General features: G+C 67.5%; 12 protein-coding genes. 9 read left to right on the forward strand and 3 right to left on the reverse strand.

What is annotated here, in order from left to right; genetic code table 11:
• The first annotated feature begins 133 nt into the window (after positions 1 to 133).
• The 4 genes from folE (at position 134) to AC1DJN_RS13630 (ending at position 6,409) form a co-directional block, all read left to right on the forward strand.
• A complete protein-coding gene (gene folE / locus AC1DJN_RS13615) occupies positions 134 to 745 on the forward strand; it encodes a GTP cyclohydrolase I FolE (RefSeq protein ID WP_025875657.1) in 612 nt (203 codons plus the stop codon).
• A gap of 109 nt (positions 746 to 854) precedes the next feature.
• On the forward strand, positions 855 to 2,324 hold the full coding sequence (locus AC1DJN_RS13620; protein WP_478039323.1) for a DUF3375 domain-containing protein: 1,470 nt from the start codon (positions 855 to 857) through the stop codon (positions 2,322 to 2,324).
• Positions 2,311 to 3,012, forward strand: coding sequence for a DUF4194 domain-containing protein (locus AC1DJN_RS13625; RefSeq protein WP_025875661.1), 702 nt, complete (start codon positions 2,311 to 2,313; stop codon positions 3,010 to 3,012). Before AC1DJN_RS13620 ends, AC1DJN_RS13625 begins: the two co-directional genes overlap by 14 nt.
• A gap of 16 nt (positions 3,013 to 3,028) precedes the next feature.
• Entirely contained in the window at positions 3,029 to 6,409 is a 3,381-nt protein-coding gene (locus AC1DJN_RS13630) for an ATP-binding protein (protein WP_032978542.1), read from the forward strand.
• Positions 6,410 to 6,501: 92 nt separating this feature from the next.
• Here the strand turns inward: AC1DJN_RS13630 and AC1DJN_RS13635 are convergent, their stop codons facing one another.
• Positions 6,502 to 7,281 (reverse strand): sulfite exporter TauE/SafE family protein, encoded by a 780-nt coding sequence (locus AC1DJN_RS13635; RefSeq protein ID WP_025875666.1) that lies wholly within the window; start codon positions 7,279 to 7,281, stop codon positions 6,502 to 6,504.
• Between the two features lie 72 nt (positions 7,282 to 7,353).
• Here AC1DJN_RS13635 and AC1DJN_RS13640 point away from each other — a divergent pair, with 72 nt between their 5' ends.
• On the forward strand, positions 7,354 to 7,746 hold the full coding sequence (locus AC1DJN_RS13640) for a YchJ family metal-binding protein (protein ID WP_032978546.1): 393 nt from the start codon (positions 7,354 to 7,356) through the stop codon (positions 7,744 to 7,746).
• On the opposite strand, the gene AC1DJN_RS13645 is transcribed toward AC1DJN_RS13640, so the two are convergent.
• The gene (locus AC1DJN_RS13645) at positions 7,728 to 9,029 is read right to left on the reverse strand and encodes a GGDEF domain-containing protein (RefSeq protein ID WP_032978589.1); all 1,302 of its coding nucleotides are present in this window, start codon (positions 9,027 to 9,029) and stop codon (positions 7,728 to 7,730) included. The genes AC1DJN_RS13640 and AC1DJN_RS13645 overlap by 19 nt on opposite strands.
• Positions 9,030 to 9,175: 146 nt before the next feature.
• Between AC1DJN_RS13645 and egtB the strand changes: the two genes are divergently transcribed.
• The 4 genes from egtB (at position 9,176) to AC1DJN_RS13665 (ending at position 14,285) form a co-directional block, all read left to right on the forward strand.
• Entirely contained in the window at positions 9,176 to 10,447 is a 1,272-nt protein-coding gene (gene egtB / locus AC1DJN_RS13650; RefSeq protein WP_032978548.1) for an ergothioneine biosynthesis protein EgtB, read from the forward strand.
• Positions 10,444 to 11,421: an L-histidine N(alpha)-methyltransferase gene (egtD, locus tag AC1DJN_RS13655; RefSeq protein WP_279208634.1), complete on the forward strand. Its 978-nt coding sequence runs from the start codon at positions 10,444 to 10,446 to the stop codon at positions 11,419 to 11,421. The genes egtB and egtD overlap by 4 nt, the downstream gene beginning before the upstream one ends.
• 137 nt (positions 11,422 to 11,558) lie before the next feature.
• Positions 11,559 to 13,694, forward strand: a complete 2,136-nt coding sequence (locus tag AC1DJN_RS13660; RefSeq protein ID WP_442252195.1) for a lytic murein transglycosylase — start codon at positions 11,559 to 11,561, stop codon at positions 13,692 to 13,694.
• Positions 13,695 to 13,724: 30 nt separating this feature from the next.
• The gene (locus AC1DJN_RS13665; RefSeq protein WP_099786369.1) at positions 13,725 to 14,285 is read left to right on the forward strand and encodes a DUF2628 domain-containing protein; all 561 of its coding nucleotides are present in this window, start codon (positions 13,725 to 13,727) and stop codon (positions 14,283 to 14,285) included.
• Here AC1DJN_RS13665 and AC1DJN_RS13670 read toward each other — a convergent pair.
• Entirely contained in the window at positions 14,279 to 15,469 is a 1,191-nt protein-coding gene (locus tag AC1DJN_RS13670) for a benzoate/H(+) symporter BenE family transporter (RefSeq protein ID WP_442252194.1), read from the reverse strand. The genes AC1DJN_RS13665 and AC1DJN_RS13670 overlap by 7 nt on opposite strands.
• Positions 15,470 to 15,963: the final 494 nt, after the last annotated feature.

Below are 15,963 nucleotides of genomic sequence, written 5' to 3' on the forward strand. Positions count from 1 at the left end.
CTGCGCAGCCCCCTCACCCCCTCCAGACCGATAGCAATGACGCACCACGACGACCCCCGATGAACCGTCCCCAGAGGACGACCCACCCCCCGGTCGGGTACGATGCTCGCCCCCCGTTCGGGCGCTGTATGCAATGAGCAAGAACAACGAAAAGGCCGCCCCGCAGGGCGAAGTGACCCAGGTCCAGGCCGAGGATGCCGTGCGCACCCTGCTGCGTTGGGCCGGTGAGGACCCGACCCGCGAAGGCCTGCTGGATACCCCGCGCCGCGTGGCCGAAGCCTATGGCGACTGGTTCAGCGGCTACCGCGACGACCCGCGCGCCTACATGGAACGCACCTTCGAGGAAGTGGCCGGCTACGACGAGCTGATCGTCCTGCGCGACATCGAATACGAAAGCCACTGCGAGCACCACATGGCGCCGATCATCGGCCGCGTGCACGTCGGCTACCTGCCGGCCGGCAAGGTGGTGGGCATCAGCAAGCTGGCACGCGTGGTCGAAGCCTACGCCCGCCGCTTCCAGGTCCAGGAAAAGATGACCGCGCAGATCGCCCAGTGCATCCAGGACGTGCTGCAGCCGGTCGGTGTYGGCGTCGTTGTCGAAGGCGCCCATGAGTGCATGACCACCCGCGGCATCCACAAGCGCGGCGTCAGCATGGTCACCTCGAAGATGCTGGGCAGCTTCCGCGAGGATGCCCGCACCCGCGCCGAGTTCCTGCGCTTCATCGAAGTGGGCGGCAAGCGCTGAGCGCCGTCGCCTCCCGGTGGCGGCCGCGCGTGGCCGCCGCTTTCGCCGTGCCTGCGCCGCGCCTTTGCGCGCGCGCTGGCCGCCGCGCCCTTCCGACCGATCTCGCTGCATGAAGCACCGCGAACGTATCACCCGTTATCGCCACCTGCGCGAACAGCCGCAATGGAAGCTGCTCGCCGCCGACCACGCACCGGAAATCATCGGCCTGCTGCAGGGCCTGCTGATGGACGGCGATCGCACGTTGCCGGCATCGGTCCTCAACGAGCGCCTGCAGCGTGCGCTGGACCAGCTCAACGGCGACGAGTTGTCGCGCGAGCTGCCGCGGACCGCGCAGGCCTACGTCGCCCATTGGCTCGCGCAGGGCTGGCTGGAACGCCGGCTGCCTGAAGGCGCCGACCAGGAGCAGTACGAGCTCTCGACCCAGGCGCTGCAGGCGATCCGCTTCGCCGACAGCATGGAGCAGGCCCGCGTGGCCGCCACCGAGAGCCGTCTGGCACTGGTGATCGAGCAGCTGTCGCAGCTGGCCGCGCAGACCGAGGCCGACCCGGACGCACGCCTGTCCGCACTACGCGACGAGCGCGATCGCATCGATGCCGAGATCGCCCGTGTCAGCGCTGGCCGTGTGACGGCCCTGGACGGCAAACGCGCGCTGGAACGTACGCGGCAGATCATCGGTCTGGCCGACGAGTTGACCGAAGACTTCCGACGCGTGCGCGACGACTTCGAACAGCTCAACCGTGATTTCCGCGAACGCATCATCGATGACGAAGGCGAGCGCGGCGACGTGCTGTCCAAGCTGTTCGAAGGCGTGGACGTGATCGGCGAGAGCGACGCGGGGCGTAGTTTCCAGGCGTTCTGGCGCCTGCTCAACGACGCCGAACAGAGCGCCCAGCTCGATGCCGCGCTGGAAACGCTGCTGGCCCGTGGCTTCGCCCGGCGGCTGGATCGCAACGAGCGCAACTTCCTGCGCGGCTTCACCAGCACCATGCTCGAGCGTGGTGGCCAGGTGCATGACGTGCTGCAGAACTTCGCGCGCAGCCTGCGTGGATTCGTGCAGAGCCGTGGCTACCTGGAACAGCGCCGCCTCAACCAGCTGTTGAAGCAGGCGCAGTCCGAAGCACTGGCACTGCGCGATGACTTCCCGGCGCAGCGCGCCATTGGCCGCGACCTGCAGCTGACCACCAGCCGCCTGCGTTCGTGGTCGCAGTGGAAGCTGCACGACCCGCGCAGCGCGCAGGTCGATGGCAACGTCGAATACAACGATGCGGCCAGCATCAGCCTGGAAAGCGTGGGCGATCTGGTGGYGTCGTCGGAAATCGATTTCCGCACCCTGCGCCGCGACCTGCACGACCTGCTCGACAGGCAGCCGAAACTCAGCATTGCCCAGGCCCTGTCGCAGCGCGAAGCGCCGCAGGGGCTGGGCAGTGTCATCGGTTACCTCTCGCTGGGCACGCGCTTTGGCAGCGTGATCGCCGGCGAACAGGAGCTTGCCGAATGGCGAGGTGGCGACGGACAGATCCGTCGTGCCCGCATCCCGCTGGTTTGGTTTACCCAGGAGAGACGCCATGAGCTGGCATGAAGACCCCATCGATGCACCGCATGCCGACCTGGCCGAAGACGCGTACCAGGCCGAACCGGTGGCGACCGTGGCCCAGCCCCGGCGCGGCAACGACGTCTACTACATGGGCGATACCGGCCGCCTGCCGCTGGATGCGCGCCGCGCGCTGTGCCAGCTGCTGATCGGTCCCAGCATCGACCAGCTGCGTCACGCCAAGCTGTGGCCGGCACTGATCCGCAGCGAAGCCGGTATCCGCTCGGCGCTGTCGGACCTGTTCCTGGAACTGGTGCTCGACCGTGACAGTGGCGTGGCSTTCACCCGCCAGGCCGACACCGAAGATGTCGATGCACCGGTACTGCTGCGCACCTCGCCGCTGACCTTCATCGATTCGGTGCTGCTGCTGTACCTGCGCCAGCAACTGGGCGAAGCCGATGCGCGTGGCAACCGCGCCGTGGTCGCCGATGCCGAAATGGCCGAAGCACTGGCCATCTACGAAAAGAACCTGTCCACCGACCGCGCCGGCTTCAACCGCCGTGTCGCCTCGGCGGTGCAGAAGATGAAGGACAACCACATCCTGACCCGCCTCGGCGGCCAGGAAGATCGCCACGAAGTCTCGCCGGCGTTGAAGCTGCTGTTCTCCGCCGAAGACGTATCCCAGCTGTCGGCGGTTTACCGCCAGCTGCGCGAAACCCCGGCCGCTGAAGCCTGAGAGACCCGAGCACCGCATGGCCATTTCCAAGCACACTCCCGCCCTGTTCAACGAAGGCCTGCCGGACCCGCGCCTGCAGCAGTTCCGCATGCGCCGCCTGCAGGTGCACAACTGGGGCACCTTCAACGGCCTGACCGAAGTGCCGATCGCCGAGCGCGGCTTCCTGTTCGTCGGCCGCTCCGGTTCGGGCAAGTCGACCCTGCTCGATGCCATGTCCGCCCTGCTGACGCCACCGGCCATCGTCGACTTCAACGCCGCAGCGCGTGAAGCCGAACGCAGCGGCCGCGACCGCAACCTGGTGTCCTACGTGCGCGGCGCGTGGGCCGACCAGCAGGACAGTGGCACCGGTGAAATCGCCACCCAGTACCTGCGCAAGGGCGCGACCTGGACCGCGCTGGTGCTGGAGTACCGCGCCGGCGATGGCCGCGTGGTCAGCCTGGTACGCCTGCTCTGGATCGCCGGCAGCAGCACCTCCGCCGGTGACGTGCGCAAGCACTACATGATTGCCGAGCGTCCGTTCGACATCGCCAAGGATCTGGGCGGCTTCGATCTGGACCTGCGCAAGCTCAAGCAGAAGTTGGCCGACGTCCATCACTTCGACACGTTCTCCGGCTATGCCGAACGATTCCGCCACCTGCTCGGCATCGACAACGAGATGGCGCTGCGGCTGCTGCACAAGACGCAGTCGGCGAAGAACCTGGGTGACCTGAACGTCTTCCTGCGCGACTTCATGCTCGACACGCCGAAGACCTTCGACGCTGCCGAACGACTGGTCAGCGATTTCGCCGAACTCGATGGCGCGCACCAGGCCGTGGTCACCGCGCGGCGTCAGGTCGAAACCCTGCAGCCGGCGCGCGAGCACTATGGCGATCTGCAGGCGATGAGTCGCCGTCGCGGCGACGACGAAGCGCTCAAGCTCGGCATCGACAGCTTCCGCGAAAGCCGCCGCCAGTTGCTGATCGAAGCACGCCTGCGCGAGATGGACACGCGCGATCGTGGCCTGCTGGGCGAAGAAGCGCAGCGTCGTGCGGCGCTGGACAACCACACCGAACGACTGGCCGAGCTGGAACTGCAGCGCCGCCAGCAGGGTGGTGAGCGCATCGAGGAACTGGAACGCGAGCAGGGCCGCGCCGAAGCCGAACGTGATCGCCGCCTGGCCAAGCAGGCGCAGGCGCGTGACGCCGCACAGAAGCTGCAGGCCGCGCTGCCCGAGGATGCACATGGCTTCGCCGAGCTGGTCGAGCAGGCGCAATCCGAACTGGAAGACCGTCAGCGTGCGTCGAGCGCCCTGGACGACGCCATCAGCGAACGGTTGGGCGGCAAGCGCGACGACGAGCGGCGCTTCTCCGAAGTGCGTGGCGAACTGGAGGCGATGCAGCGCACACCCTCCAGCATTCCTGCGCCGATGCAGAAGCTGCGCGCACGCCTGGCCGAAGAAACCGGCATCTCCGAAGCGGCCCTGCCGTTCGTCGGCGAACTGATCCAGGTCCGCTCGGAAGAGCAGAGCTGGCAGGGCGCGATCGAGCGCGTGCTCGGTGGTTTCGCGCAATCGCTGCTGGTCGATGACAAGCATTACAACGACGTCGCCGAATGGGTGAACCGCACCCATCTGGGCATGCGTTTCACCTACTACCGCGTGCGTCGCAATGATGATGCGTTCGCCCGCGAACCGTCCGCCAAGTCGCTGCTGCACAAGCTGGAACTGCGTGATCACGTGTTCGAAAGCTGGCTGCGGCGCGAGCTGGGCAAGCGCTTCGACTACGAGTGCGTGGACGCCAAGCAGCTGCGCAACGTCGACCGCGGCATCACCCGCGAAGGCCAGGTCAAGCATCCGGGCGATCGCTTCGAGAAGGACGACCGCAGTGCGGTCAATGATCGCCGCCGCTGGCTGCTGGGCTTCAGCAACCGCGACAAGCTGGCCGTCTTCGAGAAGGAAGCCCAGGAGCTGGCCGCCCGTATCGCCAGCTGCGATACCGACATCGCGCGCCTGCGCAGCCAGCGTGACCGCGACAACGAACGTCGCCTGGCCTGCCACCAGCTGGTCGGCATCAGCTGGAACGAAATCGACGTCGCCGCGCCGCAGCAGCGCCTGGCCGACATCGAGGCCAGCCTGCACGCCCTGCGCGAAGGCAATGCCGACCTGGCCAGGATCGCCCAGCAGATCGACGCCACCCGCGCCGATATCGAGCAGGCCCGCCGCACTTACGAAGACACCCGCGTCGAGCGCGGCCAGCTGGTGCGCGAACGCGACCGCCTGGACCGTGCCCGCCAGCAGAGCCGTGCACTGGTCCTGCCAGCGCTGGCCGAAGACCAGGAAGCCGGCTTGGCCGAGCGCCTGCAGGAGCAGGGCCCGCTCAGCCTGGAAACGCTGGAAGCGCACATGCGCCAGGTCAGCAACGCGCTGAACGAACAGCTCTCGTCTTCGCAGCAGGACGTCAACCGCATCGAGAACCTGCTGCTTGGCTGCTTCCGTCGCTTCATCCAGCAGTGGCCGGAAGAATCGGGCGACTTCACCGTGTCGGTGGCCTCGGCCGAGGATTTCCTCGCTCGCCTCGAACGCCTTGAACGCGATGGCCTGCCGCAGCACGAAGAACGCTTCTTCGACCTGCTGCAGAACCAGAGCAAGAACAACCTGCTCGCGCTGCAGCGTCACAGCGCCGAGGCCCGCAAGTCGATCGGCCAGCGCCTGGACGAAGTCAACGCCAGCCTGGAGCAGGTGCCCTTCAACCGTGGCACCCTGCTGACCATCGAACTGAACGACCGGCGCCTGCCGGAAGTGCAGGAGTTCCACCAGCAGCTGCGCGAGGTGTTGTCGCAGCAGCAGACCGAGCAGCGCGACCTGGCCGAAACGCAGTTCACCGTCCTGCGCCAGCTGGTCAACCGCCTCGGTTCGCAGGAAGGCGAAGACAAGCGCTGGCGCGAAGTGGTGCTGGACGTACGCCTGCACGTGGAGTTCATCGGCGTGGAGCTGGATGTGGAAACGCGCCAGCAGGTCGAGATCTACCGCAGCGGCGCCGGCAAATCCGGTGGCCAGCGGCAGAAGCTGGCCACCACCTGCCTGGCGGCGGCGCTGCGCTACCAGCTCGGCGGCGCCGACAGCCAGCTGCCCAGCTACGCCGCAGTCGTGCTCGACGAAGCCTTCGACAAGGCCGACAACGAGTTCACCGCGCTGGCGATGAACATCTTCGACAACTTCGGTTTCCAGATGGTGGTGGCCACCCCGCTGAAATCGGTGATGACGCTGGAACCGTTCATCGGTGGCGCCTGCTTCGTCGAGATCAGTGGCCGCCACGATTCGGGCGTGCTGCTCATCGAGTACGACGAAGAAGGCAAGCGCCTGAAGCTGCCGGAGCGCAGCCGCCAGCAGGCCGACGAACCGGAAGAAGCCGAAGCCTGACCGCTCTGGAAACGCTGTGCCAACCAAGGTTGGCACCTACCGGGTCATGAATCCCGATAGTGGTGGTGCCGGCCGCTGGCCGGCAACCGCGTTTACGCACTGCGGAACGTATCCCACGCCATCCGCGCGATCAGCACCACCACCAGGCCCACGAACAGTTTGCGGATGAACGGCGTGCCGCCCTTCAGCGCCAACCGCGTGCCCACCACCGAACCGATGATGTTGGCCGCCGCCATCGGCAGCGCGAACAGCCACAGGATGTTGCCGGTCGGTACGAAGAACGAGATCGCCGCCACGTTCGTCGCCAGGTTCACCACCTTCGACGCGGCCGACGCGCGCAGGAAGTCCAGCCCGAAGAAGCGCACGAACAGGAAGATCAGGAAGCTGCCGGTGCCGGGCCCGAAGAAGCCATCGTAGAAGCCGATCGCCGCACCGATCGCCAGCGCGATCACCAGCTCGCGGCGGCCGATGTCCTGCGGCCGGTGCAGCGCGCCGAAGTCCTTCTTCCACAGCGTGTAGGCCAACATCGCCACCAGCAGCACCAGCACCAGTGGCCGCACTGCGTCCTTGGGCAACAGGCTGACCGCCGTAGCGCCAAGGAAGGAGAACACGAAGGCCGTACCGGCGGCGAACAGCACCGGCTTCCACGGGAAGCGCACGTTGCGCGCATAGCGCCATGCSGCYGCGCCGGTGCCGAACATCGAGCTGAACTTGTTGGTGCCAAACAGCATCGCCGGGGTCTGCTGCGGCAGTACCGTGAACAGGCCGGGCAGCTGCACCAGTCCGCCGCCGCCCACGGCCGCATCGACCAGGCCGGCAATGAAGGCGATCACCACCAGCCACCACAACTCAGGAGGAATCAGTTCCAGCACGGCGATCGATCGAAGTGGGGGCGCGACAGCATACGCCTGTCACATTGCCGCCGCCCACGCGACAATACCCGAATGAGCCGAACCGCCCCCGATCCCTGTCCCTGTGGCCTGGCCGCCGACTACGCTGCCTGCTGCGGTCGCTTCCATGCCGGCGACGCCGCGCCGGATGCCGAGCGCCTGATGCGCTCGCGTTACAGCGCCTATGTGCGCCACCTGCCGGACTACCTGCGTGCCACCTGGCACCCGGACACCCGTCCGGCAGAACTGTCGCTCGATGATGCCCCCGGCCAGCGCACCCAATGGCTGGGCCTGACCGTGCAGGACCACCAGGTGACCGGCAGCGACAGTGCCGAGGTCCGCTTCACCGCCCGTTACCGCGTCGGTGGCGGCAGCGCGGTGAAAATGACCGAGCACAGCCGCTTCCTGCGGGTCGAGGGTCGCTGGTACTACCTCGACGCCGTCTGAGCCTGGCTGCCGCGCACGGCCAGCACGCGCTGGCCGCCATGCGCGCACACGCGGTTGCGGCCTTCCTCCTTGGCCGCATACAGCGCCTGGTCGGCCGCTTTGACCACCCCGGCAGGGCGCCGATCGACCCGGCTGTCGGCCAGGCCGATGCTGACGGTTACCTGCACCACCGCACCGCCACCGCCGCGCCCGCGCTGCTGCTGGCCGAGCGTATCGTCGCGGGTGCGCGTGCTGCGGTCGCGCAGTTGCATGCGGCTCTGCTCGATGCCCTGTCGCAGCGCCTCCACCGCGTCCACGCACGCCGATGCCGGGCGGTCGAGGAAAACCACGGCGAATTCCTCGCCGCCATAACGGAACGCACGGCCGCCGTCGCCCACCCGCGACAACCGTGAGGCCACCAGTTTCAGCACGTCATCGCCGGTGTCGTGGCCGTGGGTGTCGTTGAATTTCTTGAAATGATCCACGTCGATCATCGCGATGCTGTAAGTGCCGGTGGCGCGCTTGAGGGTCTCGTTGAACGCACGGCGACCGGGCAGGCCGGTCAGCTCGTCGCCGAAGGCCATGTGGAAGGACTCCTGCAGGGTCGCGCCCAGCATCAGCAGCAGCGCCGCTACGCTCAGCGCCGGCAGCAGTGCCGGCTGCAGGAAGATCCGCGGCAGCATCCACCAAAGGCACAGCAGGGCCAGCAGCATCGCCGTATGCAGCGGCCGCGGCTGGCGCCACGCCTGCCATGCCAGCGCAGCGGTGGCCAGCAGGAACAGCACGGCAGGCAGCTGCGCCAGCGCGTTCCAGTCGCTCGGTATCCAGGGGAAGTGCCGGTTCGACAGCAGGTCGTGCATGCCCCGTGGCTGCTGTACGGCAAGCAGGATGAAGATCGCCACCGCAACACCACTGGTCGTGGCCCTCAGCAGCAGGTCCTGGCGGCGGCGGCCACGTTCGGGCCACAACGCATGGACGGCGAACAGCAACGGCAGCCAGGTCGAGATCGCGTGGAAGCGCAGTGGCGTCAACGCCGTCACCCGGCCCTCGCGCAGGTAGTGCCCAAGGTCCTGGTGCAGCACCGCGAAGGCCAGCGCCACCAGCAGCAACAGGCACAGCGTGCGCACCTGGTTGTACAGCAGCGCCAGCCCTGCACCCAGGCAGGCCAGCAACCACGGCAGGATGCGCTGCCCGGCGCGGCCGACATCATCGCTTTCCAGGCTCGCCCACAGCACCAGCGCGACCAGCACGGCGGGCAGCACGAACAGATAGTGCACAGGCTGTCGAAGCGGATGATGGGACACACGGAATTCCAGCGCGGTCACGACGCGGCCGCAGCACTGCCGTTAGCGGCGCAACGGTGCCCTTCTTGAATGCGCGCAGCCTGATGTGAACACCGCGGCACCGGGCCATGACATCGCGCTCACCAGCCGCGGTCGAAGCTGGTCGCATGGACAGCGTACCCGCCGCCGTCGCTGCCCCGCAGCGTGACCTCGCCCGCCACTTCACCCATGTGCGGGGGCGCAGCGTGCAGCTGGCCGCACCCCTCAGCCCGGAAGACGCCCTGCTGCAGAGCATGGCCGATGCCAGCCCGGCCAAGTGGCACCTGGCCCACACCACCTGGTTCTTCGAACGCTTCGTGCTGGCCAGCCAGCCCGGCTACACACCTTGGGATCCGGCCTGGGACTATCTGTTCAACAGTTACTACAAGAGTCTCGGCCCCGCCCACGCACGGCCTCAGCGCGGGTTGCTGTCGCGGCCCTCGCTGCAGCAGGTCCACGCCTACCGCCAGCATGTGGATGAGCAGGTGCTGGCAGGACTGCGCGATGGCGATCTCGGCAGCGACGCCCTGCAGCACCTGCAGCTGGGGTTGCAGCACGAACAGCAACACCAGGAACTGCTGCTCACCGACATCAAGCACGCCTTCTGGTGCAATCCGCTGCAGCCGCCGTACCGCGAAGACCTGCCCATCGCCGTCAGCGCCCTCGGCACGCAGGGTTGGGTCGAACAGGGCGAGCGCATCGTCAGCATCGGTGCGTCCGCCTGGCCGCAGCACGCAGCCTTCGCCTATGACAATGAATCGCCCGTGCATCGCGTGCTGCTTCCTGCGCATGCCATCGCCGAACGCCCGCTCAGCAACGCCGAGTACCGCGCCTTCATCGACGCCGGCGGCTACCGCGATCCGCGCTGGTGGCTGAGCGAAGGCTGGGCGCTGCGCGAGGCCGAGCAGTGGCAGCATCCGCTGTACTGGGATGACGACCTGCTGCGCGAGTTCACCCTGGGTGGCTGGCGCGAGCTCGATCCGCATGCGCCGGTCTGTCATCTCAGCTACTACGAAGCCGATGCCTGCGCCCGCTGGGCCGGCGCCCGCCTGCCCACCGAATTCGAATGGGAAGCGGCCGCCGCCTCGCAGCCTGTCGAAGGCCACTTCGCCGACGACGACCATCTGCACCCGATGGCAGGGCAGGGCGACGGGCTGCGCCAGTTGTTCGGCGACGTGTGGGAATGGACCAGCAGCGCCTATGGCGCCTATCCCGGCTTCCGTCCCTTCGCCGGCAACCTCGGCGAATACAACGGCAAATTCATGTGTGGCCAGTGGGTCCTGCGCGGTGGCAGCTGCGCCACGCCGCGCGGCCATGTACGGGCCAGCTACCGCAACTTCTTCATGCCACCGGCGCGTTGGCAGTTCTCAGGCCTGCGCCTGGCAAGGGATCTTTCATGAGTACCGTCCAGGATGCGCTGCAGGCGCTGACCGACCTTACCCCCGGCCGCCAGCAGATCCTTGCCGACGCCGTGGCGGGGTTGTCGCACGCCTCTCGCCAGCTGCCTTCCAAGTACTTCTACGACGCGCGCGGCTCGCGCTTGTTCGAGCAGATCACCCACACCCGCGAGTACTACCCCACACGCACCGAACTGGCCCTGCTGGACCGGGTGTTGCCGGAGATCGCGCAGGCGGTGGGTCCGCGCGTGCATGTGGTCGAACTGGGCAGCGGCAGCGGCCGCAAGACCGCGCGCCTGCTGGCTGCCCTGCAGGACCCGGTGGCCTACACACCCATCGAGATCTCGCGCGCGGCGTTGCTGTCCAGCATCGACCATCTGGCCCCGGCGCTGCCGGACGTGGAAATGCTGCCGGTGTGTGCCGACTTCACCCGCCCTGTGCAGGTCCCCGCGCCAGAGCGGCCTGCCGCGCGCCGGCTGCTGTTCTTCCCGGGCTCCACGCTGGGCAACTTCGCCGATGAGGATGCGATCGCGCTGCTGCGCGCAATGCGCCAGACCATGGGCAAGCACGGCCTGGCCCTGGTCGGCATCGATCTGCACAAGGACCCTGCACTGATCGAGGCCGCCTACAACGACGCCGACGGTGTCACCGCCGCCTTCACCCTGAACCTGCTGGCGCGTCTCAACCGCGAGGTCGGCAGCGATTTCGATCTCGACGGCTTCCGTCACCAGGCCCGTTACAGCACCGCGCGCCTGCGCATCGAAACCGATCTGGTGAGCCAACGCGAGCAGGACGTGCATCTCGACGGCCGCACCTTCCACTTCAGCGCTGGCGAACCGATCCGCGTGGAGTACAGCCACAAGTACACCGATGCCAGCTTCGGCCACCTGCTGCAGCAGGCAGGGCTGGAGGTGGCGGCATCCTGGAACGCGGACGATCCCGCCTATGGCCTGCGCCTCCTGCGCCCCTCACCCTAGGCACAGGTAGTACTGGCCGCTGGCCGGCAATCTCGACCAACCTTGCCGCCCCTCCGCGTTACCATGGCTGCAGCACCGGCAACACGGAGGACGCCATGCCCATTCTGACCACGCTCGGCCTGGCCGCCGCGCTTGCCATGCCAGCGGCCGCGCCGCCGGTCGCAGCGGCAACCGCTGATCCCGCGTTTGCCCGCTGCATGGCGGGCCTGCAGGCGACGGCTGCCAGCCAGGGCATTGCCGCTGACCGCTTCAATGCGATCACCGCCGGACTGCAGCCCGACCCTACCGTGCTGCCGCTGCTCGATGCGCAGCCGGAGTTCACCACGCCGATCTGGGACTACCTGGCCGCACTGGTCGATCACCAGCGCGTGGACGACGGTCGCGCCATGCTGCAGCAGCACCGTGAGCTGCTTCAGCGCGTATCGGCGCAGTACGGCGTCGATCCAGTCACCATCGTCGCCGTATGGGGTGTGGAGAGCGACTACGGCCGCGTGTTCGGCAAACGCCCACTGCTGCAGTCGCTGGCTACGCTGTCCTGTGCCGGCCGCCGGCAGCCCTTCTTCCGCGGCGAACTGCTGGCGCTGATCAAGCTCATCGACCAGGGCGACCTGCAGGCGCAGGGCCTGACCGGTTCCTGGGCCGGTGCCTTCGGCCACACCCAGTTCATGCCCAGCACCTACGCACGCATTGCCGTTGATGGTGACGGCGATGGCCGCCGCGATCTGGTCGGCAGCATTCCCGATGCATTGGCTTCCACCGCCAACTATCTGAAGCGTGCCGGCTGGCGAACCGGCGAACCGTGGGGCATGGAAGTCCGTGTCCCGGCCGGATTCAACGCCAGCCAGGCGGGACGCACCCAGCGCCGGTCACTGGCCGACTGGCGCGCACTGGGCGTGACCGGTCTGGACGGCAGCGCGCTGGCGCCGGCTGGCCTGCCCGCTGACGCCCGCGCCGCGCTGTTGCTGCCGGCCGGGACAAAAGGCCCGGCGCTGCTGGTGTTCCGCAATTACGACGCGATCTACAGTTACAACGCGGCCGAGAGCTATGCGTTGGCCATCGCTACCCTGGCCGACCGCCTGCGCGGGGGCAATGGACTGGTCACCGCTTGGCCTACCGATGATCCTGGCCTTGGCCGCGACGAGCGCCGCCAGCTGCAGACCCTGTTGCTGGCGCGCGGCCATGACATCGGTGCCGCCGATGGCATGATCGGTACCGCCAGTCGTCGTGCCATCCAGGTCGAGCAGCGCCGGCTCGGGTGGGCCGACGCCGATGGTCGCGCCGGCCAGCGCATCCTGCGCGCGCTGCAGAGCGAACCGCAGGCGAAGGTTCCGGCCAAGCCCACCCGCTTCAGCCTTCCCACCAACTACAGTGCCGCGCAATCGCCGGCCATCCGGAGTCGATCCAGCGTGCAACAGATAAAGGGTGTCAGCAGCGGCCAGTTCCAGGGACTCGACGCCTGGCTGGTGGAAACTCCCCAGGCCACCGCCGCGATCAGCGTGTTCGGCGGCCAACTCCTCTCGTTCGTGCCCAAGGGCCAGCCCGATGTGATGTGGCTCTCGCCCAAGCGTGCTGCGCTGCCCACGCCGATCCGTGGCGGCAGCCCGGTGTGCTGGCCCTACTTCGGCCGCCAGGGGCAGGGCGACGACGTGCCCGCCCACGGTTTCGTGCGCACCTTGCCCTGGGAACTGCAGCAGGCGCGCCGGCTCGACGATGGCAGCATCGAGCTGACCCTGGCCCCGCCGGCGTTGGACAACCTTGGCCTGCGCCTGACCATGACCGTCCGTGTCGGCCGTGAACTGCGCCAGCAGCTGGTCACCGAGAACACCGGCAAGGCTCCGGCCACCATCACCCAGGCGCTGCACAACTACTTCCGTGTCGGTGACGCCAGCAAGGTCGATGTCGACGGCGTCGACGGCCTGGACTACCTCGACAAGTTCGAGAACTACGCCCAGCCGCGCCGCCAGCAGGGCCCCTGGTCGCTGCGCGATCCGCGTGACCCGGGCCGCAGCGACCGCATCTACACCCAGGCCGGCGGACACTATGTGCTGCGCGACCCGGTGCTCAAGCGCCGCATCGACCTCCGTACCGAAGGCAGCCGCTCGCTGGTGGCATGGAACCCTGGCGCCGAAGGTGCCGCCAGGATGGCCGATGTCGGTGACGGCTGGCGCGACTATGTCTGCCTGGAAGCGGCCAACGCCGGGCCCGATGTGGTCACCGTGGCACCGGGCGGGCGTCATGTTCTGCTTCAGATCCTGTCCAGCGCGCCGCTATAGCGGGCTTCCCCCTTGGCACGGATGGCCAGCATGAGCACCCTCGATCCGCAGACCTCGCCCGGTAGCGAGAATCCCTATCTGGCGCCTGGCGCTGACGCCGATGTAGGCACTGCACTGGAAGATGCCGACTACCTGACGCTGGTGGTCGGGCCCAATGCCGCCGCCTACCGTCGTTTCTGGCATGTGGACAGTGCGCTGCCGAAGCCTCCGCGCCGCTGGAACTGGCCCGCCTTCCTGTTCGGCATCCTGTGGATGGTGCATCGCCGGATGTACCTGGCCGCCATCGGCTTCTACCTGGTCACCACGCTGCTGCCGATCCTGATGCTGCTGGCCGACGCGGGCATACCGCAGATCGCCTTTGGCATGCTGCTCCCGCGTATCGCCCTGGCCATCTTCGCCAACGCCCTGTACCTGCGCCATTGCAGCCGTCTGCTGGCGAGGGTGCAGGCGACCCACGCCGGCCAGCCGAACCGCATCCGCGCCGAGCTGCTTCGCCGTGGTGGCACCCGCGCCTCGGCCGTGGTGGTCTGCCTGGGCCTGATCTACGCGCTGCGTTACATCACCCAGGGCCTCCTGCAGACCTATCACTGAGCCGGCGAACGCGGCCGCAGCACCCACAGGCAGAGCGTTCCGGCGACCAGGCCCCAGAACGCAGAACCGACACCGGCCAGCGTCATGCCCGAGGCGGTCACCAGGAAAGTGACCAGCGCGGCCTCGCGGTCGCGCTCCACTGCCAATGCACTGGCCAGGCTGTTGCCGATGGTGCCGAACAGGGCGATGCCGGCCACACAGGCCACCAGTTCCTTGGGAAAGGCAGCGAACAGGGCCGCTACGGTGGCCCCGAACAGGCCGATGACGATATAGAAGGCGCCGGCCGCCATCGCCGCCGTGTAGCGCCGTGCCGGGTCTTCGTGGGCATCACGGCCCATGCAGATCGCCGCGGTGATGGCGGCCAGGTTCAATGCGTAGGCACCGAAGGGCGCCAGCAGCGTGTTGACCACGCCGATCCAGCCGATCACCGGTGACACCGGCGCGTCGTAGCCGGAGGCGCGCATCACCGCCACACCGGGAATGTTCTGCGACGCCATGGTGACCACGAACAGGGGCAGGGCGATGCCGACCATCGCCGTCCACGATAGCGAGGGAGTGACCCATTGCGGTACCGCCAGTTGCAGGTGCACCTGCTGTGCATGCAGCAGACCCTGGCTGGCAGCGATACCGATGCCGACCAGCAGGGTGGCGATAACCGCATAGCGGGGGAACAGGCGGCGGCCCAGCAGCCACGTAGCGAACATGGCCAATGCCAGCACGCGCTGGATGTTCATCGCCACGAACACGTCCAGCCCGAAGCGCAGCAGTACACCGGCCAGCATGCCGGCGGCCAGGGCCATGGGCACGCGTTTCATCAGCCGGGCGAACACTCCCGAGAAGCCGGCGAGCATGCCCAGCACTGCCGCAAGCAGGAACGCACCGGTGGCCTCGGACAGAGAGGCGCCACCCGCACCGACGACCAGCATCGCCGCCCCAGGCGTCGACCATGCGGTGACCACCGGCACCCGGTAGCGCAGTGACAGGCCGATGCAGGTCACGCCCATGCCCAGCCCCAGCGCCCACATCCACGAGGCGATGTGGGCCTGGTCGGCACCCACGGCCTGCGCGGCCTGGAACACGATCACCGCCGAGCTGGCGAAGCCGACTAGCACGGTGATAAAGCCGGCGACGATCGCCGGCATCGAAAGATCGCGCCACCATCCCTGTCGTACCGTCGTGTCCATCGTCCTCCTTCCTGTATGCATCCCACTATAGATAGCGCCTGCGGCGTTGACCGCGCAACGCGCGGGCAACGCCGCCGTGATCGTTGCACGCCCGTTGTGCATGCAGCAGCCGATGCGTTGTCATGCTCCTGAAAAAAATGTGTTGACGAATTCTGCAGGATCTCTAGAATTCGCTCCCTTGCTGCAGCGCGGCGACTTCTTCGGAAGCCAGCAACGCGAACAGCAACGCCACCACCGCCGGACGAGATCATCGAACGAAGGTGTTGACGGACTCGAAAAGTCCGGCATAATAGGCGGCTCGCAACGACGAAAGGCCTTCGGGTCCAACGACGAAGCAGCATCGGCAACAACGTCCACTTCGGTGAGACGGCCTTGAAAAAAGGTGTTGACGAAGCGGAAAAGCCGGCTATAATGGGCGGCTCGCTACGAAGGAAACTTCGCAGCACACGGGAATGGCGCTGAGGCCACTTCCCCCGATCTTTGAAAGTATGCGC

The organism is Stenotrophomonas sp. 05L414_2 (assembly GCF_056397905.1).

Excerpts from the sequence above, each read along its gene's own strand:
- AC1DJN_RS13640 (WP_032978546.1), top strand. The coding sequence starts at position 7,354 with ATGAGCCGAACCGCCCCCGATCCCTGTCCCTGTGGCCTGGCCGCCGAC.
- AC1DJN_RS13660 (WP_442252195.1), top strand. The coding sequence starts at position 11,559 with ATGCCAGCGGCCGCGCCGCCGGTCGCAGCGGCAACCGCTGATCCCGCG.
- AC1DJN_RS13630 (WP_032978542.1), top strand. The coding sequence starts at position 3,029 with ATGGCCATTTCCAAGCACACTCCCGCCCTGTTCAACGAAGGCCTGCCG.
- AC1DJN_RS13665 (WP_099786369.1), top strand. The coding sequence starts at position 13,725 with ATGAGCACCCTCGATCCGCAGACCTCGCCCGGTAGCGAGAATCCCTAT.
- egtD (WP_279208634.1), top strand. The coding sequence starts at position 10,444 with ATGAGTACCGTCCAGGATGCGCTGCAGGCGCTGACCGACCTTACCCCC.
- egtB (WP_032978548.1), top strand. The coding sequence starts at position 9,176 with ATGGACAGCGTACCCGCCGCCGTCGCTGCCCCGCAGCGTGACCTCGCC.
- AC1DJN_RS13670 (WP_442252194.1), bottom strand. The coding sequence starts at position 15,469 with ATGGACACGACGGTACGACAGGGATGGTGGCGCGATCTTTCGATGCCG.